The 25,592-nt window shown below is 63.8% G+C and carries 21 protein-coding genes; 12 read left to right on the forward strand and 9 right to left on the reverse strand.

The annotated features are described in order from the left end of the window. Positions 1–1,227 carry an OpgC family protein gene (locus RFN30_RS07290; RefSeq protein WP_320261425.1) on the reverse strand — a complete coding sequence of 409 codons (1,227 nt, stop codon included), beginning with the start codon at positions 1,225–1,227 and terminating at the stop codon, positions 1–3. A gap of 202 nt (positions 1,228–1,429) precedes the next feature. On the opposite strand from RFN30_RS07290, the gene RFN30_RS07295 reads away from it, so the two are divergent. The 5 genes from RFN30_RS07295 (at position 1,430) to RFN30_RS07315 (ending at position 6,619) form a co-directional block, all read left to right on the forward strand. Continuing rightward, positions 1,430–2,089: an alpha/beta hydrolase gene (locus RFN30_RS07295; protein ID WP_320261426.1), complete on the forward strand. Its 660-nt coding sequence runs from the start codon at positions 1,430–1,432 to the stop codon at positions 2,087–2,089. 136 nt (positions 2,090–2,225) lie between these two features. After that, positions 2,226–3,305 carry a toxic anion resistance protein gene (locus tag RFN30_RS07300; RefSeq protein ID WP_320261427.1) on the forward strand — a complete coding sequence of 360 codons (1,080 nt, stop codon included), beginning with the start codon at positions 2,226–2,228 and terminating at the stop codon, positions 3,303–3,305. Positions 3,306–3,315: 10 nt separating this feature from the next. Beyond that, positions 3,316–4,887: a substrate-binding domain-containing protein gene (locus RFN30_RS07305; RefSeq protein WP_320261428.1), complete on the forward strand. Its 1,572-nt coding sequence runs from the start codon at positions 3,316–3,318 to the stop codon at positions 4,885–4,887. 8 nt (positions 4,888–4,895) lie between these two features. After that, positions 4,896–5,513, forward strand: a complete 618-nt coding sequence (locus RFN30_RS07310; protein ID WP_320261429.1) for a 5-bromo-4-chloroindolyl phosphate hydrolysis family protein — start codon at positions 4,896–4,898, stop codon at positions 5,511–5,513. After that, complete coding sequence (locus RFN30_RS07315; RefSeq protein WP_320261430.1) at positions 5,513–6,619, forward strand: type 2 periplasmic-binding domain-containing protein; 1,107 nt, start codon at positions 5,513–5,515, stop codon at positions 6,617–6,619. The genes RFN30_RS07310 and RFN30_RS07315 overlap by 1 nt, the downstream gene beginning before the upstream one ends. Before the next feature lie 27 nt (positions 6,620–6,646). Here the strand turns inward: RFN30_RS07315 and sthA are convergent, their stop codons facing one another. Further along, on the reverse strand, positions 6,647–8,035 hold the full coding sequence (gene sthA / locus RFN30_RS07320; RefSeq protein WP_320261431.1) for a Si-specific NAD(P)(+) transhydrogenase: 1,389 nt from the start codon (positions 8,033–8,035) through the stop codon (positions 6,647–6,649). 198 nt (positions 8,036–8,233) lie between these two features. Between sthA and RFN30_RS07325 the strand changes: the two genes are divergently transcribed. The 3 genes from RFN30_RS07325 (at position 8,234) to RFN30_RS07335 (ending at position 10,624) form a co-directional block, all read left to right on the forward strand. After that, positions 8,234–8,704 (forward strand): RDD family protein, encoded by a 471-nt coding sequence (locus RFN30_RS07325; RefSeq protein ID WP_320261432.1) that lies wholly within the window; start codon positions 8,234–8,236, stop codon positions 8,702–8,704. Positions 8,705–8,841: 137 nt separating this feature from the next. Beyond that, positions 8,842–9,606, forward strand: coding sequence for an arginyltransferase (locus RFN30_RS07330; RefSeq protein WP_127424261.1), 765 nt, complete (start codon positions 8,842–8,844; stop codon positions 9,604–9,606). A 121-nt stretch (positions 9,607–9,727) separates the two neighbouring features. Beyond that, positions 9,728–10,624 (forward strand): DMT family transporter, encoded by an 897-nt coding sequence (locus RFN30_RS07335; protein WP_320261433.1) that lies wholly within the window; start codon positions 9,728–9,730, stop codon positions 10,622–10,624. Here RFN30_RS07335 and RFN30_RS07340 read toward each other — a convergent pair. Further along, on the reverse strand, positions 10,612–11,811 hold the full coding sequence (locus RFN30_RS07340; protein ID WP_320261434.1) for an AI-2E family transporter: 1,200 nt from the start codon (positions 11,809–11,811) through the stop codon (positions 10,612–10,614). The genes RFN30_RS07335 and RFN30_RS07340 overlap by 13 nt on opposite strands. A 289-nt stretch (positions 11,812–12,100) precedes the next feature. Next, complete coding sequence (gene parC, locus RFN30_RS07345) at positions 12,101–14,356, reverse strand: DNA topoisomerase IV subunit A (protein ID WP_320261435.1); 2,256 nt, start codon at positions 14,354–14,356, stop codon at positions 12,101–12,103. A gap of 411 nt (positions 14,357–14,767) precedes the next feature. Here parC and RFN30_RS07350 point away from each other — a divergent pair, with 411 nt between their 5' ends. Continuing rightward, positions 14,768–15,958, forward strand: coding sequence for an aq_1923 C-terminal domain (locus RFN30_RS07350; RefSeq protein WP_320261436.1), 1,191 nt, complete (start codon positions 14,768–14,770; stop codon positions 15,956–15,958). 99 nt (positions 15,959–16,057) lie between these two features. Here the strand turns inward: RFN30_RS07350 and aspS are convergent, their stop codons facing one another. After that, positions 16,058–17,848, reverse strand: coding sequence for an aspartate--tRNA ligase (gene aspS, locus RFN30_RS07355; RefSeq protein WP_320261553.1), 1,791 nt, complete (start codon positions 17,846–17,848; stop codon positions 16,058–16,060). A gap of 138 nt (positions 17,849–17,986) precedes the next feature. Then, entirely contained in the window at positions 17,987–18,745 is a 759-nt protein-coding gene (locus RFN30_RS07360; RefSeq protein ID WP_320261437.1) for a DeoR/GlpR family DNA-binding transcription regulator, read from the reverse strand. A 110-nt stretch (positions 18,746–18,855) separates the two neighbouring features. Between RFN30_RS07360 and RFN30_RS07365 the strand changes: the two genes are divergently transcribed. The 3 genes from RFN30_RS07365 (at position 18,856) to rnd (ending at position 22,784) form a co-directional block, all read left to right on the forward strand. Continuing rightward, positions 18,856–20,088, forward strand: a complete 1,233-nt coding sequence (locus RFN30_RS07365; protein WP_320261438.1) for an MFS transporter — start codon at positions 18,856–18,858, stop codon at positions 20,086–20,088. A gap of 135 nt (positions 20,089–20,223) precedes the next feature. Then, positions 20,224–21,462: an MFS transporter gene (locus RFN30_RS07370; RefSeq protein ID WP_320261439.1), complete on the forward strand. Its 1,239-nt coding sequence runs from the start codon at positions 20,224–20,226 to the stop codon at positions 21,460–21,462. A gap of 170 nt (positions 21,463–21,632) precedes the next feature. Beyond that, complete coding sequence (gene rnd, locus RFN30_RS07375) at positions 21,633–22,784, forward strand: ribonuclease D (protein WP_320261440.1); 1,152 nt, start codon at positions 21,633–21,635, stop codon at positions 22,782–22,784. Positions 22,785–22,787: 3 nt separating this feature from the next. Here rnd and RFN30_RS07380 read toward each other — a convergent pair whose 3' ends face one another. Genes RFN30_RS07380 through guaB form a run of 3 tightly spaced genes read right to left on the reverse strand, consistent with a single transcriptional unit; the run spans position 22,788 to position 25,310 of the window. Next, positions 22,788–23,207, reverse strand: a complete 420-nt coding sequence (locus RFN30_RS07380) for an MAPEG family protein (RefSeq protein WP_320261441.1) — start codon at positions 23,205–23,207, stop codon at positions 22,788–22,790. 11 nt (positions 23,208–23,218) lie between these two features. Then, positions 23,219–23,764: a hypothetical protein gene (locus RFN30_RS07385; RefSeq protein ID WP_320261554.1), complete on the reverse strand. Its 546-nt coding sequence runs from the start codon at positions 23,762–23,764 to the stop codon at positions 23,219–23,221. Between the two features lie 43 nt (positions 23,765–23,807). Next, entirely contained in the window at positions 23,808–25,310 is a 1,503-nt protein-coding gene (gene guaB, locus RFN30_RS07390) for an IMP dehydrogenase (protein ID WP_320261442.1), read from the reverse strand. Between the last annotated feature and the right edge of the window lie 282 nt (positions 25,311–25,592).

Consider the following 25,592-nt stretch of genomic DNA (forward strand, 5'->3'; position numbering starts at 1 on the left):
TCAGTATCCGCCAACCCTCGCCGGCACGCCGAATGTGGCGCGCGCTGTCTCCTCGCGCGCCGGCTTGGCGCGGGCCGGGCCGAGACCGGCGAGCCATTCGAGATAGAGCGCCAGCGCGAACTGCATGGCGATGCCGGCGGCGATCAGCAGCGTGTCATAGGCCAGGCCGCCCGGATTGATCAGCTTGAGCACCTGCGCGGCCATGGCAATCAGCGTTCCGGCAACGAACACCGGCAGCGAGCGCTTGCCGAGGATTGCCAGCGGATTATCGGGCCTGGCGCGGAAGAGGTTCGACACGGCCGGCATGGCGACCACCAGATAGCTGACTGCGAGGATGTGCAGCAGCCGCGGCAGCGACAGGAAAGTCTTGTCGAAGCCACCGATCACCACCGGCAGGTTGAACCAGGTGATCTGGCCCCAGAGCGGGCTGTGCACCCAGATCGCCGCGCCGACGACATAGACCAAGGCAGAGCCCACCAGCCAGCGGTTGACCGGAATCTCTCCGCCGCGCTTGACGTGGAGCATGGCGGCAAGGCCAATGTTGAACAGGAACTGCCAGGAAAGCGGGTTGAGGAACCAGAGGCCCGGCTCGGGATAATTCGGCGGCGCGATCTGCCAAACCCCGGCGACCAGCCACAACAGGCCGGACACGGTCAGTGCCGCCACGGGCCTGCAGCTGACAAACAGGACGAAGGCCGGCGCCGCCAGAAGCAGTGCCGCATAGACCGGCAGGATGTTGTTGTAGCCGAGCTGATGGCCGAGCGTGACGATGCCGAGCAGCACTTCCGGCGTGTTCTTCATCAGTGGCTCGATATTGATCATCTTCAGCATTTCCGGCTGGTGGGCAAACACCGCCGTGGCGCAGAACAGGGCGATCACCAGCATGGTGATGACGATGTGGGTGACGTAGAGCACGCCCGCGCGCCGCCACATCTTGAGCGTCGCCAGCAGCCTGCCGCCCGGCTTGAACTTTGTGCCATAGGCAAGCGCCACCGAGATGCCGGAGATCAAAACGAAGGCCTCGGCCGCATCGGAGAAGCCGAGATTCTTGTAGGTCAGGTTCTCGAAGACGGTGCCCGGCACATGGTCGACGAAAATGGTGAGCAGGGCGAGCGCGCGCAGCACGTCGATACGCGTATCGCGATCCTTGATACGCGTGTCGCGATCCTTGATACGCGTATCGCGATCTTTGACACGCGTGTCGCGTTCAGAAACGGGGATGGTCATCGACAAAAGGCCTCAGAGCTGGTGTTTCATGTCCAGCAATGCGACCCCCGACGCACCGCTTCGATTCCTCCCGTCGGGAGTGTATCGGCGCTGAAACGGTCTGAAATGCGCCCGGTTCAATCAACTTTCGCGGAGCTTGAAAACATTCCGTTTTGAAGCCGGCAAATCACCGAAATCACCGTAAAATCAACAGGATGTGATCATGTCCGAACATGTCAACAAAAACAGCATGCTGCACGATGATTTGCCTTTTTCCTACCGCTTGATTCGACCGGCAAATGCGAGCGGCGAATGCCTCTTTGTGCTGCATGGATCAGGCGTGGACGAAACGACGCTGGTTCCCCTGGCGAGGCAGATCGCGCCGCGCGCGGTGCTTGTCGCGTCGCGCGGCCGCATCCGCCAGGAGGACGGTTTCCGCTGGTTCGAGCGAATCACACCGACCAGCTTCGAGCAGTCGAGTATCCGCTCAGAGACGGCCGCTTTCGCCCAATTCGTAGCCGACGCCGCCAGGCGCCACGAGCTCGATCTCTCACGCGCGACTTTTCTTGGTTATTCGAACGGCGCCAATCTGGTTTCCACGCTCATGCTGCTTCACCCCGGGCTGGCGAAGCGTTCGGCTTTGCTGAGGGCGATGCCGGTACTTGATGACGCACCGGAAACCGACCTTGGTGGAACGCGGGTGCTGATCATCGCCGGTGCAGCGGACCAAACCTACGGCCCATTCGCGCCGGCCCTGGTGACGCTGCTAAACCAGCGCGGCGCCGAGGTCGACGCACGCATCGTCGCCGCCGGTCACGAGTTCGGCGATGCGGACGCCGCGATCGCGCGGCAATGGATTGCCGGAGCTGACCCGGTCGCCTGACGGGGACCGGAGCCGCAGTCGGGCACGAGTTGAGAGCGTAACGCATTTCACAGTCTGAGGGCGGCATGCCGCTCCATTGTCATATCTCTGTCACACACTGTCTATCGAGATACTGTTCACCGAGGGGGAGGTCTCAATGGCCGACGAGAACAGCATCACTCTGCTCGACGACACTTCGAAATTGCCTGTCATTGCCGCCAATCCAGGCGAGATCGCCAGGATTGAAGGCGGCATCGATATCCGGGATCGCGCCGGCATCTCGGTCTTCGGCGACCGCGCCCAGCAGGCGGTCAGCGACTATGCCGACAAAATCCTCTCGCAGATCCGCAACCGCGACCTTGGTGACACCGGCACGCTGCTCACCGACATCATCATGAAGGCCAAGAACCTCGATCCGGCCTCGCTGAAGGAAGAAGGGTTCCTGAGCAACCTGTTCTCTTCCTTCAAGGCGCGGCTCGAGCGTTTCAAAGAAAAATACGAAGATGTCGCCGGCCAGATCGACCGTATCGGACTGGAACTCGATCGGCATAAGGACACGCTGCGGCGCGACATCGCGGTGCTCGACGACCTGCACGAGCAAACCAAGGACTCCATCCTCAAGCTCGATGCCTTTGTCCAGGCCGGCAAGAAGTTCGTCGACGATTACCGCGCCAACGAACTGCCCAAGCTGAGAGCCGCCGCCGACGCCAAGGCCGGCGATGCCGGCGGCACGCTCGAAGCCCAGACCTACCAGGACGCGGTGCAGGCGCTCGACCGGCTGGAGAAGCGCGTCTTCTATCTGGTGCAGGCGCGCCAGCTCGGCATCCAGCAGTTGCCGCAGATCCGCATCGTCCAGGCCGGCGACGAGACCCTGATCGAGAACCTGCAGGCGACGTCGGCACTGACCGTGCCCGCCTGGAAGCAGAAGATGGTCATCCTGCTCGGCCTCACCAACCAGAAGTCGGCGCTCGAATTGCAGAAGACGGTGACCGATGCCACCAACGAGATGATCCGCCAGACATCGAAAATGATGAAGGATCAGGCCATCTCCATCGAGGAGCAGGCGCAGCGCGGCATCGTCGATGTCGAAACGCTGGCGCAAGCCAACCGCGATCTCATCGACACGGTGCAAGGCGTGCTCAGGGTCCAGCAGGAGGGCCGCCAGAAGCGGGCCGAGGCCGAGAAGCAGATGGATCAGATGACGGCCGACCTCAAGAAAGCGCTCACCCAGGGCTGACGGAGCCTCGATGCCGAAGACGCTGACGTCCGTTCTCGTCCTGGCGGTCTCGCTGCTGCTGGCTGCCTGCAATTCGAGCGACGTCAAATTCTCGATCGTGTCCGGCTCCGAAAACACGGTGCTCGAGCCGATCGTGCAGGAATTCTGCGCCAAACAGGGCGCGACCTGCACCATCTCCTACAAGGGATCGCTCGACATCGGGCTCGGCCTGCAGAAGGCGGGCGGGCTCGATCAGGATGCGGTGTGGCCGGCATCGAGCGTCTGGGTCGACCTGTTCGACTCCGGCCGCAAGGTGCGCAACCTCACCTCGATCGCGCAGATGCCCGTCATCCTCGGCGTGCGCAAATCCAAGGCCGCCGAGCTCGGCTGGATCGGCAAGGACGTCTTCATGAAGGACATCCTTGCCGCGGTGAAGGACGGCAAGCTCAAATTCCTGATGACGTCGGCGACACAGTCCAACTCCGGCGCCAGCGCCTATCTCGCCATGCTCTCCAGCGCGCTCGGCGGCAAGGAAGTGATCCAGCCGGGCGATCTCGACAATGTGTCCGTGCACGACACGGTCAGCGCCCTGCTGCAAGGCGTCGAGCGCTCGTCCGGCTCGTCTGGATGGCTGGCGGACCTCTATGTCGACTCCGCCCGCAAGGGCACGCTCTATGATGCGATGTGGAACTATGAGGCGACGCTGAAGGAGACCAACGACAAGCTGAAGCAGATGGGCGACGAGCCGCTCTATGCGATCTATCCGGCCGACGGCGTGGCGGTCGGCGATTCCCCGCTCGGCTTCATCGACCACGGACGCGGCACGGACGTCGAGAAATTCTTCACCGACCTGCTCGCCTACCTGCAGTCGGACGCGGTGCGCAAACGCATCGCCGACTCTGGAAGGCGGCTGCCGCTCGGCGGCGCGGCGGTCCAGGCGACGGCCGAGCCCGACTGGAATTTCGATCCCGGCAAGCTGGTGACGTCGATCCGCATGCCTGAGCCGGCGGTGATCCGCACGGCGCTCAACCTGTACCAGGAGGCTCTGCGCAAACCGTCGCTGACGGCGCTCTGCTTCGACTTCTCGGGTTCGATGGAGAACGAGGGCGAGACGCAGCTGCAACAAGCCGCGCAGTTCCTGTTCACGCCTGAAAAGGCGAGCGAGGTGCTGGTGCAATGGACGCCGTCCGACCACATCTTCGTGCTGCCCTTCGACAGCACGGTGCGCAATATTTTCGATGCGACCGGCGACCCGGCCGGCCAAAGCCGGTTGCTCGGCGCAGTGGCGGAACAGCACGCCGGCGGCGGCACCGACATGTATGCCTGCGCCGGGCAGGCGCTGCAGAAGATCCTGTCGACCGCCGACCTGCCGAAATATCTGCCCGCGATCGTTATCATGACGGATGGCCGCACCGACGGCAGCGCCGAGCCATTCCTTGCCGAATGGCGCCAGGCGCCCGTGCGCGTGCCGGTGTTCGGCATCACCTTCGGCGACGCCGACAAGAGCCAGCTCGACAGCCTCGCCAAGGCAACCTCGGCGCGCGTCTTCGACGGCAGCGGCGACCTCGCCGGTGCTTTCCGCGCGGCGCGCGGCTATAACTAAGGCTGACGATGCGCGGCTTGTTCGGCAACGACTGGAACTGGATCGTGGCGGGCCTCGTATCGGCCGCGCTGCTGATCGGCCTCAGCACGCTCACCCATTTCCCATTCCTGGTCTCGGCGATGATCTCGGTGCTGGTCTTTGCCGGGCTGGTCTTCGCGCTGGCGCCGCGGCAGCTGTTCGAAGGCCTCGACCTCGGCTCGATCGGCGGCGGTCAGGTGGCGTTCGCGCGCGAGCTCTTGTCGCAAGCGCAGCCGGCCGCCGACAGGCTCGCGGCCGCGGCCGGTTCGATCGCCGACAAGAACATGAAAGCCAAGGTGAAGAACCTTTCCGACATCGCCGCCGATGTTATCGCCAGGGTCGAGGCGAAGCCGGCAAGCGCCGCCTCGGTGCGGCGCTTCCTTACCTATTATGTGCCGCAAGCGGCGGAAGTCGCGGAAGGCTATGCAACGCTGGCCGACCGGCGGGCGCCCAACCGGGAGCGGCTTGCCAATGTCGGCGCCGTTATCACCAAACTGCAGGACGCCTTCACCCACTATGCCGACAGCCTGGCGGACTCGGAGCTCGGCACTCTCGACGTCGATTTGCGACTCATTCAGGAGTCGCTGAAAGAGGATATCGGTCGCTGATGGCTCTTTCTCGCCGCGCTTTCGGACTGGGATTGCTGGCCGCCGCCGCGGCTGGCACTGGCGGCTATGTGACGCTGAAGGACCGGCCGGAGTTTCGCGGCTATCTCGGCAACCGGACACATCTGTTCGGTTTCATCGGCGGCGAGAAGCAGGCCTTCCTAGCCGATCCGGATGTCGCGCATGCGCTCGGCGGCTACGGGCTGGAGCTTGATGCCCGCGTCGCCGGTTCTGTCGAGATGGTGCGCGAGCCCGCCTTGCTGACGCAGAAGCCGCAATTCCTGTGGCCGTCTTCCTCGATCATGGTCGATCTCGCGCGAAAGAGCGGGGTGGCGATCCGCAATGATCAGGTCGTGCTCAACTCACCGATCGTGGTCTACACCTGGGGGCCGGTGGTCGAGGGCCTGAAGAAGAGCGGGCTGGTCACGGTTTCCGCCAAAGGCGGCTACAACCAGCTCGACCTCAAGGCGCTGCTCGACGCCATTCTTGCCAGCAAGAACTGGTCGGATCTCGGCATTTCCGAACTTTATGGCCGGGCGCGCATCGTCTCGACCGATCCCAATCGCTCGAATTCCGGTTTCATGTTCGCCGGCCTGGTGCTCAGCCTGATGAGCGGCGACGTGGCGACGCAGGAATTGCTTGCCCAGCATGGCGAGCAGGCAAAGTCGATCTTCCGCAGCATGGGGCTGAAATCGTCATCATCCGGCAAGCTGTTCGACCAGTATATTGCCGGCGGCCTCGGCGCCGAGCCGATGGCGGTGGGCTACGAAAACCAGCTGGTGGAATGGGCGCTCGCCGACCCTGCGCGCTGGCAGCGCGTGCAGGCCGGGGCCGGCGCCAAGCCGGAGATCCTCTACCCGCGCCCGACCGTCTATTCGGCGCATCCGCTGATCGTCGTCGACCCGACGGTCGATCCGCTGCTCGAAGCGCTGACAAGCCCGAAGCTGCAGGAGCTTGCCTGGTCGAAACACGGTTTCCGCGGACCGCTCGGCACCGTCGCCGCCGGCAGCGACACGATCGCCGGCGTGCGGCCGGCGGAGATCGAGGCGGTGTTGCCGATGCCGTCGGCCGACGTGATGCTTTCGCTGCTGTCGCAGTTGGAAGTCTAGCTCATCGGCCCGACCAGGCTTCCGGGCCTAGCCCTGCCCCATCCTGTTCCAGGCATCCAGGCCGGCGATCTTGTAGGCTTCGGCCAGCGTCGGGTAGTTGAAGGTGTTGTTGACGAAGAAGTCGACCGTGCCGCCGAGATTGATCACTGCCTGGCCGATATGGATGAGCTCGGTCGCGCCCTCCCCGACGATATGGGCGCCGAGCAGGCGGCGTGTGTCGACCGAGAACAGGAGTTTCAGGAAGCCTGAGTTGACGCCCATTATGTGGCCGCGCGAGGTCTCCCGGAAGCGCGCGACGCCGACCTCATAAGCGATCCCGCTCTCGCGCACCTGTTCCTCCGACTGGCCGACGGTGGAGATTTCCGGCACGGCGTAGATGCCGTACGGGAAGGTTTCCGGCGGCGGCGGCAGCGCCACGCCAAAGGCATGGCAGGCGGCCACCCTGCCCTGCTCCATCGAGGTCGAGGCCAGGCTCGGGAAACCGATGACGTCGCCGGTGGCATAGATATTGGGCACGCTGGTCTGAAATGTCTGGGGATCGACCTTGATGCGGCCGCGGCTGTCGGCCTCGATGCCGATCACGTCGAGGCCGAGGCTGCCGAGATTGCCGCTGCGGCCGGCGGCATAGAGCACGATCTCGGAACGGATGGTGCGGCCGTCGGCAAGCGTCACCTCGGCATAGTCGGGCTTGGAGGCGATTTCCTTGACCGTGCTGCCGAGACGGATGGTCATGCCGCGATCGCGCATCTGGTGGATGAAGTCGTCGACGATTTCGCGGTCGACGAAATCGAGGATGGTGTTGCGCGGCTCGACCAGCGTCACCGGCACGTCGAGCGCCGAAAAGATGGTTGCGTATTCGACGCCGATGACGCCCGCTCCGATAACTGTCAGCGTGCGCGGCAACCGGTTGAGTTCCAGCATCTCGTCGCTGTCGAAGATGCGCGTCTTGTCGAACGGCACATCGCGCGGCCGGTGCGGCCTGGTGCCCACGGCAATCAGCGCATTGGCGAAGCCGACCTCGCTGTGGTCGCCATTGTCGGTCGTCAGGCTGACCTTGTCGGGACTGAGGAATTTTGCCGTCGCGCGCACGCTTTTGACAGCGTTGCGCATGAACTGGTGCTGCAGCACCTCGACTTCGTGGTCGAGCGTCTTGTGCAGGCGCTCGATCAGATCGGCGATCGAGATGTCCTGCTTGACCCGGTAGCCACGCCCGTAGAAGCCGCGTTCGCGCCAGCCGGAGAGATTGAGCACAGTCTCGCGCAGAGTTTTTGACGGAATGGTGCCGGTGTGCACTGAGACGCCGCCGAGGCGCCGGCCTCGATCGACCACCAGAACCGATTTGCCAAGCTTGGCCGATTGCACCGCGGCGCGGCGCCCGGAGGGGCCGCTGCCGATGACCAGCATGTCGTAATCCATAGTTCCCCATCCCCTCGGCGTCTTGTTGCGCCGCAGCAGGCTAACGCGATCCGCGCCATGAATTCAACCGCTGCAACCGCGCCCACCAAGGCATACCGCGCATGCGCTGCAAGCGCCGATCTTGATTCCGCCATCGGCTTTCACCATTTCAGTGGCGGATAGCCGAGACCTATTTCGGGCCTGTTACGAGGGCATGACATGAACACGCGCGTGCTTGACGGCGAGATCATCACCACGAGATTCGAGGACACGCGCGCCTATCGCGGCGTGCGCACCAGGCGCGTCTTCGCCTTCATCCTCGACTATTTCATCGTGGCGCTGCTCACCATCCCTTTCGCCATACTGGTCGCCCTCCTCGGGCTTTTGACCTTCGGCTTGGGCTGGGCACTGTTCTCCATCCTGGTGCCGGCAGTTGCCATCCTCTACATCTGGAACACGCTGGGCGGCCGCGATCAGGCCACGACCGGCATGAAGATCATGGGCATCCGGCTGGACAGGCTCGACGGCACGCGCATCGACGGCCTGACCGCGGTCGTGCATTCGGTGCTGTTCTGGGCAGGCAACGTCATCCTGACGCCGCTGGTGCTGTTGGTCACGCTGTTTTCCGATCGCAAGCGCACGCTACATGACCTGCTTCTCGGCACAGTGGTCACGCGCGCCGATATCTGACGGGTGTCTGCGGCAGCGCCGCGCCGCTTGTGCTAGAAAATGAACAGCCTGGGCCGGCCGCTGCAGCATAATCCTGTTGAATTTTTCGCCGGTCGGGCCAAAGGTAGGGCGATTCGCAGGAGCGTTTCCAAGAATCGATGACGCAGCATCCGACCCAGTCGCCGCAGTTCTTCCTGACAGCGCCGTCGCCGTGCCCCTATCTGGAGGGCCAGTTCGAGCGCAAGGTGTTCACGCACCTTGTCGGCGACAAGGCGCCCGAGATGAACGACCTGTTGACCCAGGGCGGCTTCCGGCGGTCGCAGAACATTGCCTACCGGCCGGCCTGCGAGTCCTGTCGCGCCTGCGTGTCGGTGCGGATCCTGGCGCAGGAGTTCACCGCCAGCCGCAACATGCGCCGCGTGATCCAGCGCAATGCCGACCTCATCGGCGCCATGCACGACGCCCAGCCGTCGACCGAGCAGTATTCGCTGTTCCGCGCCTATCTCGATGCCCGCCACCGGCGCGGCGGCATGTCCGACATGACGGTGCTCGACTATGCGATGATGGTCGAGGACACGCATGTCGACACCAAGATCATCGAATACCGGCGGCGCGGCCCGGACACCTTCATCACCGGCAAGGGCCAGGGCGAATTGATCGCCGTGGCGCTGACCGACAAGATGGCGGACGGGCTGTCGATGGTCTATTCCTACTTCAATCCCGATTTCGAGGACCGCTCGCTCGGCACCTTCATGATCCTCGACCATATCGCGCGCGCCAAGGCGATGGGGCTGCCCCACGTCTATCTCGGCTACTGGGTCAACGGCTCGCGCAAGATGAACTATAAGATGCGTTTCATGCCGCAGGAGCATCTCGGCCCGAAAGGCTGGGAACGCTACGACCACGAAGCGGTCAGTCGCTGATCCGCTTCACGCTTCATCCTTAAGCTGTTCAAGGAGGGGGACGCTGGTCTTTCGGCCGTCAGGCTGGAGGGACCGACGCATGGCCGCATGCGCCTCCTCAAGATTGTTGCGAGATTGCCGAGTGTCCACCCATACCGATCACCAGAAGGGTCTCCTGATCACTGCCTTTGGCGGATTGACGCTTACCGTCGACATCCCGCTGATCCGGCTGGCCGACGGCAGCCCCTGGACCATCATGATGCTGCGTACCGGCACCACGCTCATAGCCGCCTTGGTGGTCTGGGCCGTCTGGCGCGCGCTGCGCAGCGATGCGCCAAAGCTCATTCCCGGCTGGTCGGGGCTTGCCGCGGCGCTGTGCTACGGTTTGACCGGCGTCACTTTCGTCACCGCCGTCTACCACACCTCGACCGCCGATCTCGTCTTCATCCTTGCCTTCAACACGGTGTTCGCGGCGCTGCTGTCATGGCTGTTCCTGCGCGAAAGGCCCCGGGTCGGAACGTTGATCGCCATGTCGGCAATGATCCTAGGCGTGCTGATCATCGTCGGCGGCTCGGTCGGCACCGGGCATCTGTTCGGAAATTTCATGGCGCTGTGCTCGGCTCTGTTCGTCGCGATTGCCATCACCTTCTCGCGCGCCAGCGGCAAGGACATGGGCTTTACCGCGCTCATCGGCGTCGTCCTCCCGCTGGCGGTCGCCTTGTTCATGGTCTCCGGCGAAGGGTTTCACGTCAATGCGCCCTGGTGGATCATCTTCAACGGCGCCGTGATCATGCCGATCTCGTTCTTCTGCCTCGCCGCCGGGCCGAAATACATTTCAGGGCCGGAGGTGGCGATGTTCTATTTGGTCGAGACGGTGCTGGCGCCGGTCTGGGTCTGGCTGGTCTTTGCCGAGATGCCGTCGCGCAACAGTCTGATCGGCGGCACGATCCTGATCGTGACGCTGGTCGCCCATTCGCTCTGGCAATTGCATCAAGGCCGCAAGCGCCGCACGGCGCTCGCCGTCGGTCACCCGGCCTGAATCTTCCTGGCCTCGGCCGTCGCCTCGATACGCGGCGGCCCGTTCTCTTCGTCGGCGCCATGCGCCTGTTCGTCCATCATCTCGACCTCGCGCAGCCACTCGCGCCAGATGGCGACGAGCAGCGCCATCAGCACCGGGCCGATGAAAAGGCCGAGGAAGCCCATCGTCTTGACGCCGCCGATCAGGCCGAAAAAGGTCGGCAGGAACGGCAGCTTGATCGGACCGCCGACCAGTTTCGGCCGCAACGTCTTGTCGACGATGAAGAGCTCGACCGCGCCCCAGGTGAACAGCGCGAGCCCGGCGAAGAGCTTACCGCTGGCGGCGAGATAGATCGACACGAGCGAGAAGGAGAGCGGCGCGCCGCCCGGGATCAGCGCCATGATGCCGGTAAGCGCGCCGAGCGTGACCGGCGACGGCACGCCGGCCAGCCAGTAGGCGACGCCGAGCACCAGCCCCTCGCCGATGGCGATGACGGTCATGCCCGTGACGGTCGATGAAATGGTGGCCGGCACGACGCGCGATATCCGTTCCCACCGGGTCGGCAGGATGCGCTCGCCGAGGCGATCGACTTGCGCCGCGAAGGCCTCGCCGTCGCGATAGGCGAAAAACAGCGCGATCAGCATGAACAGCAGCGTGAGCAGCAGGCCAAAGGCGCTGCCGCCGGCGGCCAGCGCGCCGCGGTAGATGGTGCCGATGTTGGAGCCGCTCACCATCTGGATCAATTCACCGATGCCGCCTGGATGTCCGAGATTGACCGTCCACTGCTGGTTCAGCCATTCGCCGATCACCGGCATGGTGGCGATCCATTGCGGCGTGGCGGAACCGTGGCGGTTGGTCTCGATCGCCCACACCACCCATTCGCGAAGCTCGTTGATGGCGTAAGTGCCGGCGAGCGCGATCGGCACCACCAGGAAGGTGAGGATGAACAGGATCGCAAGCGTCGCTGCGATGGTGCGGTTGCCGCCAACCGCGGCGAGCAGCCGGCGATAGAGCGGCCAGCTGGCGAAGGCGATGACGAGCGCCGCCAGCACCGGAAACAGGAAGCCATGGAAGAAATAGACACCGGCGGCGACGATCAGCACCAGAAGCCAGCGCGCCGCCGAAAGCGGCGGGATGACGGCAGCTCTCAGCGGCGTCGACAGACCGAACAGGCGCTGCCCCGGCTTCTGGATTTCAGCCCGCTTCAACCCGGCGTTTCTCCCCTGCCCGGCAACTTCGATGAATGCTTATGCACCATGATAGTGCAGCAATCGTGACGATAGTCCAAATGTTTGCGCCTGATCTTCTCCCCTTGTGGGAGAAGGTGGATCGGCGCGGAGCGCCGAGACGGATGAGGGGGTGCTGGAAGAAACGCGGCGTCAAGAGATTGAAGGATTTGAAGCGCTTACGCCCGAGACGCAGCGATCCTTCCAGCACCTCTCATCCGGCCGTTTCGCGGCCACCTTCTCCCACAGGGGGAGAAGGTTGGGCGTCGCGCTAGCCGAACTTCCCCGTCCGCGGGAAACCCTTCGGCACCATGCGGCCGGCGGCGGCGCGGGCGCCGATCCATTCGGCCAGTTCCTCGCGCGACTTGGTGAAGGTGCGGTCGGCCGAATCCTGCCAGGTCAGCCCAGTCTCCAGCGTGAAGGTCTTCAGGTCCAGCACGCCGCCGTCCTTGTATTTCTGCAGGCGCACGCCCTTGCCGCGCGCCATCTCGGGGATCTCGGCGAGCGGGAAGACCAGCATCTTGCGGTTCTCGCCGACGATAGCGAGATGGTCGCCGGCGACCGGAATGCAGCGCTTGGCCTCGTCCGGCGCCTTGACGTTCATCACCTGCTTGCCCTTGCGGGTGTTGGCGACGACCTCTTCCTCAGAGACTACGAAACCGTTGGCATCATATGAGACCAGGAGCAGCTTGCGCTTCGGATCATGGACGAAGGCGGTGACGATGTCCTGGTCGTTCTCCATGTCGACGATGATGCGGATCGGCTCGCCATGGCCGCGCCCGCCCGGCAGCCGATCGGCGCCGATGGTGTAGAACTTGCCGCCGGTGGTGAAGACCAGGATCTTGTCCGTGGTCTGGGCGTGGAAGGCGAGCTTCAGGCTGTCGCCTTCCTTGAAGGCGAGCTGCGAATGGTCGGTCAGGTGACCTTTCATGGCGCGCAGCCAGCCCTTCTCGGAGACGACGACGGTAACCGGCTCGCGCTCGATCATGGCATGCGCGATGTCGGTCAGGTCATGCTCGGGCGCATCGGCGAACTGGGTGCGGCGTCTGCCGAGCTCGGTCTCGGGTCCGAACTTGTCGCGGATCTTGGTGACTTCCCACTTGATCGTCGACCATTGCTTGGCGTCGGAGGCAAGCAGCGCCTCGATCTGCTTCTTCTCCTCGGTAAGGCCGTCGAACTCCTTGCGGATCTCGATCTCTTCCAGCTTGCGCAGGGCGCGCAGCCGCATGTTGAGGATGGCTTCGGCCTGGTTGTCGGTGAGCGACCAGCGGGCCATCATCACCTGCTTCGGCTCATCCTCCTCGCGGATGATCCTGATCACCTCGTCGATGTTGAGATAGGCGATCAGGTAGCCGGCGAGGATTTCCAGGCGCTTCTCGATCTCGCCCAGCCGATATTTCGAGCGGCGGATCAGCACGTCGCGGCGATGGTCGAGCCATTCCTTGAGCACGCCCTTGAGCGAGAGCACGTTCGGCACCTTGCCGCGCGACAGCACGTTCATGTTGAGCGGGAAGCGGCTTTCGAGCTCTGTGAGCTTGAACAGCGATTCCATCAGGATGCCGGGATCGACGGTGCGGCTCTTCGGCACCAGCACGATGCGGATGTCCTCCGCACTCTCGTCGCGGATGTCTTCGAGCAGCGGCAGCTTGCGCGCCATCAACAGCTCGGCGATCTTCTCGATCAGCCTGGCCTTCTGGACGCCATAGGGGATTTCGGTGACGACGATGCTCCAGGTGCCCCTGCCCTGGTCCTCCTGGCTCCATTTGGAGCGGACGCGAAAACCGCCGCGGCCGGTCTCATAGGCTTCGAGGATCGAGGCGCGGCTGTCGACGATGATGCCGCCGGTCGGGAAATCCGGCCCCTGGACGAAATCCATCAGCTTCGCCACCGGCGCGTCCGGATGCTCGATCAGATGAAGCGCCGCGTCGCAAAGCTCGGCGGCGTTGTGCGGCGGGATCGAGGTCGCCATCCCGACGGCAATGCCGGACGAGCCGTTGGCGAGCAGATTCGGGAAGGCGCCGGGAAGAACGGATGGCTCCTCGTCCTCCTCATTGTAGGTCGGCCGGAAGTCGACGGCGTCCTCGGTGATGCCAGCGAGCAGCTCCGTCGCCACTTCCGTCATGCGCGCTTCGGTATAGCGCATGGCCGCAGCGTTATCGCCGTCGATGTTGCCGAAATTGCCCTGCCCGTCGACCAGCGGGTAGCGCATCGAGAATTCCTGCGCGAGACGCACCAGCGCGTCATAGATCGACTGGTCGCCATGCGGATGGAACTTACCCATCACCTCGCCGACGATGCGCGCGCATTTGGCGAAGCCCTGGTCGGGGTTGAGCCGCAAGAGCCGCATGGCATGCATGATGCGCCGATGGACCGGCTTCAGCCCGTCGCGCACATCCGGCAGTGCCCGATGCATGATGGTCGACAGCGCATAGGCGAGATAGCGCTTTTCGAGCGCTTCCTTCAGATCGACCGGTTCGATGTTGTCGCCGCCGCCACTGTCTTCGGGCGGCAAATGCCTTTTTCCCATGGATTTGGACTAACCGAGCGGGTGATTCGCGGCAAGCGCCGGGTTGGGAGTCGGCGGATTCGTCGCAAACAGCGACGTGAAGGATTTCACGGAAGCGGCAGGGCGAACATTCCAATTTGCCGCCATCTGCAACTGGCTTCGGCTGCAAGCGGGGGCGCCGGCCAACATCAATCTGTTACATGCGCCCTCTATCTGGGCATGCAACGCGATCTGAGCATCCAACGCGGGCGGAGGAGAGCCGCGGTCTTCATGACAAATTCACCGCACCATGCGAAGCGTGCCGGCCCGCATTTGCTTTTCATCGCCGTTTTCGACAAATGTGCCGGGAAACGCCTTTTTCCCGTCCCGTTCGTCGCGGAATGGTGATGGAGCAGAAATTCAAAAAACACTTTTCAGGACAGGGAACTCGCGATGACAATCCAACGCTCAATGCTCAAGAAACTGGCTTTTTCGACCTTTCTGCTGACCCTGCCGCTCAACGCCGCCTTCGCCGCCGATCCGGCGGTGGCCGAGCGCGTCAAGGCAACGCTTGCCGCCCAAGGCGTCGACATTTCCTGGACCGGGGTCTCGGGTGACGATTCGAATGTCGTTTTGCAGGGCGTCTCCATCAAGCCGGCCGCCGAGAAGGAGGCGCTGCCGCTCGGCGACGTGAAGCTTGAGGGCGTCACCGAGACCAATGGCGGTTTCGACATCGCGACCGTCTCGACCTCCCCGTTCGAGCATTCCAAAGATGGCGTCACGCTCAATCTCAGCCCCTTCGTCATCCACGACATGAAGGTGCCGGCCGAAGGCAGCACCGACCCGCTCGGCTCGATGATGATGTACAAGTCGGCCGAGCTCTCCAACATGACGGTCAAGGTCGGCGACAAGACGGCCTTCTCGATGGATGGGCTCGCCGTCCAGATCACGCCGCCGGCCGACGGCAAGGCTATGGACTTCACCGCCAATACGGAGAAGTTCAATGCCGACCTGACGCTGGTCGACGACCCGAAGTCCAAGGAGGCGATCGAGGCGCTCGGCTACCAGAACATCTCCGGCAACATCTCGATGGCTGGCACCTGGCAGCCCAGCGACGGCAAGATGGAGCTGTCGAAATATGACATCTCCGTCGACAACGCCGGCACGCTCGGCATGACCTTCGATCTCGGCGGCTACACCGTCGACTTCATCAAGTCGATGCAGGCCATGCAGAAGCAGCTCGCCTCGCAGCCGGAAGGCGCCGACAATTCCGCGCAGGGCATGGCCATGCTCGGCCTCCTGCAGCAGCTGTCCTTCAACGGCGCTTCGGTGCGCTTCGACGACGATTCGCTGACCGGCAAGGTGCTCGATTATGTCGGCAAGCAGCAGGGCATGTCGGCCAAGGACGTCGCCAACCAGGCGAAGGCGATCGTGCCGTTCGGCATGGCGCAGCTCAACAATCCCGAGCTGACAGCCGAGGTGTCGGCTGCGGTCAACAAGTTCCTCGACGATCCGAAGAGCCTCGAAATCTCGGCCGAGCCGCCGTCGTCGGTGCCGTTCGCGCTGATCATGGCTGGCGCCATGTCCAACCCGCTCGACCTGCCCAAGACGCTCGGCGTCAAGGTCAAGGCGAACGAGGACTGATCCAACGAAACGCGCGAAACAGAAAAGCCCGGCAATCGATGCCGGGCTTTTTTGTTGAGATCGATTCTTGGAATGGAAGGAACGGCTTGGGTGTGATCCCTAACCTTCCTTCTTCGCCACCGCGACGCGCAGCGACAGCTCGCGAAGCTGCTGCGCAGTGGCTTCCGAGGGGGCGTTCATCAACAGGTCGTAGGCCTGCTGGTTCATCGGGAACATCGTGACCTCGCGCAGGTTCTTGGCGCCGACGAGCAGCATGACGATGCGGTCGATGCCGGCCGCCATGCCGCCATGCGGCGGGGCGCCGTACTGGAAGGCGCGATAGAGGCCGCCGAAACGCTCCTCAACCGTCTTGCGATCCAGCCCGACGATCTCGAAAGCCTTGACCATGGTTTCCGGCAGATGGTTGCGGATGCCGCCGGAAGCGATCTCGAAGCCGTTGCAGACCATGTCGTACTGGAACGCCTTGATGCTGAGCGGATCCTCGCCCTTGAGCGCGTCGATGCCGCCCTGCGGCATGGAGAACGGATTGTGGCCGAAATCGACGCGCTTCTCCTCTTCGTTCCATTCGAAGAAGGGAAAGTCGACGATCCAGCACAGTTCGAAGCGGTCGCGGTCGACAAGGTTCAGCTCCTCGCCGGCGCGCGTGCGCGCCGCGCCCGCGAAGGCGACGAACTTCTTGGGGTCGCCGGCGACGAAGAAGGCGGCGTCGCCGTCGGCAAGGCCGAGCTGGAGCCGAATCGCCTCGGTGCGTTCCTCGCCGATGTTCTTGGCGATCGGTCCGGCGCCTTCGAGCCTGTCGCCCTCCTTACGCCAGAAGATATAGCCGAGGCCCGGCTGACCCTCGCTCTGCGCCCAGGAGTTCATGCGGTCGCAGAAGGCGCGGCTGCCGCCGGTCTTGGCGGGAATAGCCCAGATCTCGGCCTTGGCATCGTTGGCCAGGATGTTGGCAAAGACCTTGAAGCCGGAATCGCGAAAATGATCCGAGACCGCCTGCATCTCGATCGGATTGCGCAGGTCCGGCTTGTCGGTGCCGTAGGTGCGCATCGCCTCGTCATAGGGAATGCGACGGAATTTCTGGGTCACCGGCTTGCCGGCGGCGAAGGTCTCGAAAACATTTCGAAGCACAGGCTCCATGGTGGAGAGCACGTCGTCCTGCTCGACGAAGCTCATTTCGAGGTCGAGCTGGTAGAATTCGCCGGGCAGACGGTCGGCGCGAGGATCCTCGTCGCGGAAGCAGGGCGCGATCTGGAAGTAGCGGTCGAAGCCGGAGACCATGATCAGCTGCTTGTATTGCTGCGGCGCCTGCGGCAGGGCATAGAAATTGCCGGGATGGATGCGCGACGGCACCAGGAAGTCGCGCGCGCCTTCGGGCGACGACGCGGTCAGGATCGGCGTCGAGAATTCGGTGAAGCCGACCTCGCCCATGCGCTTGCGCATCTCGGCGATGATCCTGGTACGCGCCATGATGTTCCTGTGCAGCGTGTCTCGGCGCAGATCGAGGAAGCGGTATTTCAGGCGGATGTCCTCGGGGTATTCAGGCTCGCCGAACACCGGCAGAGGCAGTTCCTTGGCCGCCGACAGCACCTCGATCTCGCGCGCGAAAATCTCGATCTCGCCGGTCGGCAGGTTGGGATTCACCGTCTCCGGCAAACGCGCCTTGACCTCGCCGTCGACGCGGATCACCCATTCGCCGCGCACGGTCTCGGCGATCTTGAAGGCCGGCGAATCCGGATCGGCGACGATCTGGGTCAGGCCGTAGTGATCACGTAGATCGATGAAGAGCAGCCCGCCATGGTCGCGCACGCGATGCACCCAGCCCGACAGGCGGACGGAATTGCCGACGTCGCTCTTTCTCAATTGGGCACAGGTATGGCTGCGGTAACGATGCATAGTCATTGGTGGAGTCCGGAATTGCGGGCGAAAAGCCCGGCTCGAAAATTGGCGCGAAAAGCGCATGAGAGGCCGGCTTTGTCAAGGCAACCGGTCACACTCGGGCAGGCGGTCACACAGGCCCGAGGCTTTGGCCGCTCACGCGAAGCGGATTTCAGCGCCCTGTCGCTGGAAATCGGCGAGGATATCGCCGGGCGCCGTTCTTTCCACAACCAGATGGCGGATCGCATCGGGTGCCGCAACACGATAAGGCGCCGCCGTGGCGAGCTTGTCGGTGGTGGCGGCGATGACGATGCCGGCGCTGTTCCTGGCCATGGCGCGCTTCACCTCGGCCTCCGCCGAATCGAAGGCGGTGACGCCGCGCGAGGCATCGAGGCCGCAGGAGCCGAGGAAGAACAGATCTGCGCCGAGCTGCGCCACGGCGGCAAGCGTGTCGCCGCCGACGCAGGTGCCGAGGTCGCGGACATACCGGCCGCCGAGCATGATCAGCTCGACCAGAGGACGATCGGCGAGAGCCGATGCGACGGCGATCGAATTGGTGGCCACCGTCAGCTCGATGTCGCGCGGAATCGCCCTGGCGATCGCCTCATTGGTCGTGCCGCCGTCAATGAACAGGGTCTGTCCTGAAGTGAGCACGCCGACGGCCGCTTTCGCCAGACGCATCTTCTCATCGACCGCGTGGCTGCTGCGCTGGGCGATGGTTGCCGCCGCAAATGGCGCTGACGGAACCGCACCTCCGTAGACGCGGCGCAACTGCCCGGCTTTGGCGAGCTCGCGCAGATCGCGGCGAACCGTATCTTCCGAAACCCCAAAACGGCTGGCGAGCTCGCCGGCCAGCACCTTTCCTTCCGCCGCCAGTCGGTCGCGAATGAATTGGTGTCGTTCTTCGGTCAGCATGCACGATCCTATTTCTTTGTGCACATTCTTGCATGATCTGCATGTTTATGCAAGAAATGATGTATCGGATCGGCGATGCCGTCCCGCCCTCCCCAATGGAAAGTGCCGCAATGACCCTTGGCTTGAAACTCGCCCCCCAGCACCGCGTCTATGCCGGTTTCGCGATCTACTCCTTTGCCATGGGCAATATTTTCCCACGCCTGCCGGACATCAAGCGCGCCATGGCGATCGAGGACGGCACGCTGGGACTCAGCCTGATCGGGACGCCGATCGGCACCTTGACTGCGCTGACGCTGGCGACGCCCGTGCTGGAGCGTGTCGGCTTTCGCAGGGCGCTGCTCTGGCTTGTGCCGCTGATCGCGCTTGCCTATTCCATCGCCGTGCACGCGCCGGGACCTGTCGCCCTGTTCCTGATGCTGCTGCCGGTCGGCCTGATGATCGGCAGCGTCGAGATCATCCTCAATGTCGAGGCCGACAGGACGGAGTTTCTGCTCAAGCGCCGCATCATGAACCGGGCGCACTCCTTCTGGAGCGCGGGATTCTTCGGCGCCGGGCTGTTCGGCGGCGCCATGGCGCATCTCGGTCTGTCGCCGCAATTGCATCTGGCGCTGGTGGTGCCGATGGTGGCGGTTTCGATGGCGTTGTTCCTCGGCGGCTTCGAACCGGCGCCCGCCCGCTTCGCCGGAACGGGCGACAAGGCGCCGATGTTCGCGCGGCCGACGCTGCCGATCCTCGTGCTCGTGGCGGTGACGCTTTCGGCGATGCTCCTGGAAGGCGCCAGCATCGACTGGTCGGCGATCTACATGCGCACCGTCTTCGACGCCGGTCCCTTCGTCGCCGGCTTCACGGTGGCGCTGTTTGCCTTCTCGCAGGCAACCACGCGTTTCTTCGCCGACTCCTTTGTCGATCGCCACTCGCCGAGCGGCGTGGCGCGCGTGCTGTTGGCGACGATGGCGGCGGGTGTTCTTTTGGTCTTCTTCTCGCCGCTTCCGTTCGTCTCGATGCTGGGCTTCGCCCTGCTGGGCATCGGCAGCAGCGCCCTCTTCCCACTGGCGATCTCCGCCGCAGCGCAGCGGACGGACCGTCCGGCGGCGATCAATGTCGCGGCGCTTTCGCAGATCTCCTTCATCGCCTTCCTGCTCGGCCCGCCGCTGCTCGGCTTCGTGTCGGACCATTGGGGCATCCGCTCCGCTTATGGGATCGGCATCCCCTTCATCGCGCTCAGCCTGCTGACGGTGGGCTCGCTTGGCCGGCGTCCCGCCGCGGAGAGCATCCATGCTATTCCAGGCGAGGCGCCTGCTACGGTCGAGCTGGAGATGGAAATACGGGCGGGCAAAGCTTAGAGGCCCCCTACCCGATTGGCAGCCTATGTCCCCGCGGGTGCAAGAATGTGACCGTGTTCGTGTCGCATTTGTCGCTGGCATTGACGGGTTCTATGGTCCAAGAAGAGGCGACAGATCCGTGATTGCCTCTCTTCAATGTCTTCCGTCCGCCCGCTTATCCCCCTCCTCATTGCCGCAGGCATCCTGCTTGGCGGCAACGGGCTGCAGGGCACGCTGATCGCATTGCGCGGCGCGCAGGAAGGTTTTTCCGCATCCGACATCGGCCTTATGGGCACGTTCTATTTCGCCGGCTTCCTGCTTGGCTGCCTAGCCGTCACCCGCATCCTCAAGGCGGTCGGCCATGTCCGGGCTTTTGCCGCACTGGCCGCGATCGCCTCGGTCGGCACGCTGCTTCTGGTGCTCGTCATCGACCCCGTCATGTGGTGCGCGGTGCGCTTTGCCGGCGGCTTCTGCTTTGCCGGCCTGTTCACCGTCATGGAAGCCTGGCTGAATTCGGGCGTCGGCAACAAGGATCGCGCCCGGGTGCTCGCCATATACCGCATGGTCGACATCGGCTCGGTGACCAGCGCGCAATTCCTGATCCCGATCTTCGGCGCCGGCGGTTTCGCCATCTTCGCCGTCATGTCGATGATGATCACCTTTTCGCTGGTGCCGGTGTCGCTCGGGGACCGCTCGAACCCGGCGCCACCGGAAGACGTGAAACTCGATCTGCTCCGCGTCTGGCGGATCTCGCCGCTCGGTTCGATCGGCTGCATCGCCGTCGGCGTCACCAACAGCGCCTTTCGCACGCTGTCGCCGGTCTACGCCGAACAGATCGGTATGTCGGTTGCCGATGTGGTGACCTTCGTCAGCGTCGGCATATTCGGAGGCGCCCTCATCCAGTATCCGCTGGGCTATCTCTCCGACCGCCGGGACCGGCGCTCGGTGCTGTTGGCGACGACGTGCTGCGCCATGCTAGCCGCGCTGGCGCTGGCCTTCGTGGCGCGCGCCGACCCGTTCCTCAACTTCGTCATCGTTTTCATCTTCGGCAGCTTCGCCATGCCGCTCTATTCACTATCGGCCGCGCATGCCAACGACCGGGCCGGCAAAGGCGAATTCGTGCTGATCAACGCGGCGCTGATGCTGTTCTATTCCTTCGGCGCGATCGGCGGTCCGATTGCGGCGTCGGCGGTGATGCAATATTTCGGGCCGAGCGCGCTGTTCGTCTTCAGCGCCGTCGTCTATGCCGTTCTCATCATCGTGATTCTCTATCGTATGCAGGTGCGGTCGAGCGTGCCGGCCGGCAGCCGCAGCCGCTTCACCGCGCTTTTGCGCACCTCGACGCTGTTCGGGCGGCTGGCGCGGCGCAGCGGCGATTCAGACAAGCAGGACTAGAGCGGTTCAGCGTTTCACGGAAGCGCTGAACCGCTCTATCTCTTTGTTTTTACGCAATTCCGGACGGAAAACCGTTACACACTTTTCCTGGAATTGCTGTAGCTGCGGCTTGACGAAAGCGTTTGCGGCTGAAATTGAAAGAGGCCTGATATGATGCCAAAAGCGATTTGATGCACGTCATCACCACCCAGAAAGAACTCGAAAGCGTTATCGCGGCGTTCGAAAAGTCGGAATTCGTCACCGTCGATACCGAATTCATCCGCGAAACGACCTTCTGGCCGATCCTCTGCCTCATCCAGATGGCGGCGCCCGGCGTGACGGCGTTGATCGATCCGCTGTCGCCCGACATCGACCTGAAACCGTTCTTCCGGCTGATGGCCAACGAAGCGGTGGTCAAGGTCTTCCACGCCGCCCGCCAGGACATCGAAATCATCGTCCATCTGGGCAACCTGGTGCCGCATCCGGTGTTCGACACGCAGGTGGCGGCCATGGTCTGCGGCTTCGGCGACAGCGTCTCCTACGACCAGCTGGTGCAGCGCATCACCGGCGCGCGGCTCGACAAATCCTCGCGCTTCACCGACTGGCGGCACCGGCCCCTCTCCGACAAGCAGCTCGAATACGCGCTCGCCGACGTCACCCATCTGATCAAGGTCTACCAGCACCTCAGCGCCGAGCTGAAGCGCGAGGACCGCGGCCATTGGCTGAACGAGGAGATGGACGTCCTCACCTCGCGCGAGACCTACGATCCGCATCCGGAGGACGCCTGGAAGCGGCTGAAGATGCGGCTGCGCAAGCCGCAGGAACTGGCGATCGTGCAGGCGGTGGCCGCCTGGCGCGAGCGCGAGGCGCGCGAACGCGACGTGCCGCGCGGCCGCGTGCTCAAGGACGACGCTATCTACGAGATCGCTCAACAGGCGCCGCGCGATGCAACGGCTCTCGGCCGGCTGCGCACGACGCCGAAGGGCTGGGAGCGGTCGGCGACCGCAACCGCGCTGCTCGGCGCGGTCAATACGGCGCTTGCCCTGCCCAAGGAAGCGATGCCCAAACTGCCGAAGACGTTCCAGCCGCCGGAAGGCTCGAGCGCGGCGGCGGAACTGCTCAAGGTGTTGCTCAGGATCGTCGCCGAGAAGGAGGGTGTCGCCTCCAAGGTTCTCGCCTCCAGCGACGACATCGACCGCATCGCCGCCGAGGGCGATGGCGCCGACGTGCCGGCGTTGCAAGGCTGGCGGCGCGCCGTGTTCGGCGAGCAAGCACTGAGGCTGGTGCGCGGCGAGATCGGCATCAAGTTCGACAAGCGCAGGATCGCGGTGTTCGATCTTTAATCGTCACACCGCTCCAAGCAGGTGCAGCGCGAACCAGATCCAGGCGACGAGCAGTATGCCCGCGCCAAGGAAGAAAGCGCGGCTGCGGTGCAGCATATAGTTTCTGCTGAGATGCACCCAGGCATGGACATAGCGCGTGACTATGAACAGCCACATCAGCGCCAGCGTCAGGTAGTTCACGCCATTGGTGACGAAGAGCGCCAGGCAGAGCACGTGAAAGAGGACCGGCAGCTCGAACTGGTTGATCAAATTGTTGGCGACGGTGACGCTCGAGGCTGGCTCGGTCGAGCGGAGCTTGTACTGGCTGATCTTGGCCTCGCCCGACTTCACAGCCAGATAGCGTCGCTTCAGCATCACCAGATAGACGATATAAACCAGGAGCACATGCGCCAGCATCGGCCAGAAGATGGCGGTCTGGTTCATCCCCTGCCCGCTCAGCGTCTTTGCACTGCCAGCGCGAACACCGCGATGACCGCAACAGGAATGGCCAGAAGCGCGAACTTGGTGACGGTCAGCGACGAGGCCAAGGACAGCGTATCGGGATTGGCCAACTGGAAATCGGACAGCAGCCGCGCAATTGCGAAGTTCTGCGCGTAGTCGGCGACCGTGTAAGGCAGGACCAGCACCAACGCCGTCAGCGCCTGCAATTGCGCAGGCATGGTGCGGAAACTGCCGAGCCGCCGGCCAAAGGCCAGGATCAGGCTGAGCAAGGCGAGCGACAGCAACGCCGGAAACAGTAGATCGAAAGTCAGATAGTGCCAGACGATGATGATCTCGCCGCCGCGCCGCCCGAGCGCCGTCAACCATGCCATGCCTTCATCCGGCGTGAAGCCGGTGACGCGCATGTCGAGCGAGGGGAGCCCGCCGCTCAGCCGACGGAAATAGAAAAACTCGAGCGCCGTCATGGCGATGAAGATCGCGGCGGAAGCGACGGAGAGCGCCGCTGCATGACGCGACAGGCGCAACACCGTCACGATCAGGTTACGCCAAAGCCCCAGTCGATCCGGCCGCGCGTCAGCCTGATCAAATTCCGCCCGGATAGTTCGGGCTTTCGCGGGTGATCGTGACGTCATGGGCGTGGCTTTCACGAAGTCCGGCGTTTGATATGCGCACAAAGGTGGCGCGTTCCCGGAACTCGGCAAGATCGCGCCCACCGACATAACCCATAGCGGCTTTCAGGCCGCCTGCAAGCTGGTGCAGCACGCCAGCCACAGGTCCTTTGTAGGGAACCTGCCCTTCAATGCCTTCCGGAACCAGTTTCAGGGTGTCGCGGACCTCGGCCTGGAAGTAGCGGTCGGCCGAGCCGCGCGCCATCGCGCCGACCGAGCCCATGCCGCGATAGGCCTTGAAGGAGCGGCCCTGGTGCAGATAGACCTCGCCCGGGCTTTCGTCGGTGCCGGCGAGCAGCGAGCCGATCATGGCCGCACTGGCGCCGGCGGCAAGCGCCTTGGCGAGATCGCCCGAATATTTGATGCCACCGTCGGCAATCACGCTCACGCCAGCCCTCTCCGCCGTCTCCACCGCCGACATGATCGCCGAGAGCTGCGGCACGCCGACGCCGGCGACGATGCGGGTGGTGCAAATCGAGCCCGGGCCGATGCCGACCTTGACGGCGTCGGCGCCGGCATCGATCAGCGCCTGCGTGCCTTCGACGGTGGCGACATTGCCGGCCAGGATGCGCACGGAATTGGAGAGCTTCTTGGCCCGCGTCACCGCATCCAGCACGCGCTGCGAATGGCCGTGCGCGGTGTCGATGACCAGAAGGTCGACGCCGGCGTCGATCAGGCGCTCGGCGCGCTCGAAGCCGTCGTCGCCGACGCTGGTGGCGGCGGCGGCGCGCAGACGTCCCTGCGCGTCCTTGGTGGCGTGCGGGTTGAGCTGCGACTTCTCGATGTCCTTGACGGTGATCAGGCCGACGCAATTGCCCTTCCTGTCGACCACCACCAGCTTCTCGATGCGGTGCTTGTGCAGGAGGCGCTTGGCTTCGTCCTGGTCGACGTTCTCTTTCACCGTGATCAGGTTCTCACGGGTCATCAGCTCGTAGACCTTCTGCGCCGGGTCGGAGGCGAAGCGCACGTCGCGGTTGGTCAGGATGCCGACCAGCCGGCCGACCGTGTGGCCGCCGGTGCCGCCATTTTCCACCACAGGAATGCCGGAAATGCCATGCGCGCGCATCAGCGTCAGCGCGTCGGCCAGCGTCGCGTCGGGGCCGATGGTGACAGGGTTGACCACCATGCCGGATTCAAACTTCTTCACCTGCCTGACCTGCTCGGCCTGCTCGGCCGGCGAGAAATTGCGGTGGATGACGCCGATGCCGCCGGCCTGCGCCATGGCGATCGCAAGCCTCGCCTCGGTGACGGTGTCCATGGCGGCCGACAGGATCGGCACGTTGAGATCGATGTCGCCGGCGATGCGGGTGCGGATGTCGGTCTCGCCGGGCATGACTTCGGAATGACCGGGCTGCAGCAGCACGTCGTCGAAGGTCAGCGCCAACGCGCCGGTGGACGTCTCGATGATTTTTGCCATGGCCAGTCCTTTTGAATGCGGAAAAGGCGCTGGGCCGAAATGGCCAGCGCCGACTCTTATCTTCCCTTTCAGGATTGGCGCTGGCTGGTAACACGTCCTGCCACGGTTGAAAAGCCGGTCGTTGCGTTCCATCGCAAAGTGTTGAGCATTTGAGTTTTAAGGCCACCAGTGGTTGCGGTCGCGCAAAAGTGACAGCAATTTAATGCGACATCCGGGCCGATGCGTGATAACCGCCCGGGCGTGCCGGCTCGCCCCCAGCCTGGCCTAGAATCGCGAAGTCAA

Source organism: Mesorhizobium dulcispinae, assembly GCF_033977345.1.
GTDB lineage: Bacteria > Pseudomonadota > Alphaproteobacteria > Rhizobiales > Rhizobiaceae > Mesorhizobium > Mesorhizobium dulcispinae.